The sequence below is a fragment of the Klebsiella sp. C349492 genome (assembly GCF_042055345.1).
Taxonomy (GTDB): Bacteria; Pseudomonadota; Gammaproteobacteria; order Enterobacterales; family Enterobacteriaceae; genus Klebsiella; species Klebsiella scottii.
The window spans coordinates 1-360 of the sequence record NZ_JANQCE010000036.1 but is presented as its reverse complement, the minus strand read 5'-3'; the positions used below and the strand labels follow the sequence as shown (position 1 = coordinate 360).

At 58.6% G+C, this 360-nt stretch carries 1 pseudogene; it reads right to left on the bottom strand.

The annotated features are described in order from the left end of the window. Positions 1–360: pseudogene (locus tag NWP14_RS27860) on the bottom strand (transposase); the annotation flags it as partial.

Sequence of the window (360 nt, the reverse complement as noted above, 5' to 3'; positions counted from 1 at the left end):
GGTGGGCGACTTTCATATCCAAAGACTTACCATCGGCGATCCATACGCCATTTACCGGCATTTGCGACCAGTCGCGCGTGACGTAAGTTTCATAGGCCAGCTTGGCGGAGCCACTGACGCGCCCGTTGGCACGCTCCCGGCGCGGCAATTTCACCATAGCCCGCCGAACGGCATCGTAAGACGGGCAAGCGTCGGCGATAGCAGGCTGATCGCTGTATGTCAGTTGCCATTCCTGGCAGAAACTCGCGTAGGCTTCCCGCAACGATGGCCCATTCAGGCTGCGCCAGTGAGCCAGAAACATCGGCAACCATTTAATCTGCTCCGGCTTTTTGGCCTTAAGGTGGCCAGGTGCCAGCATGG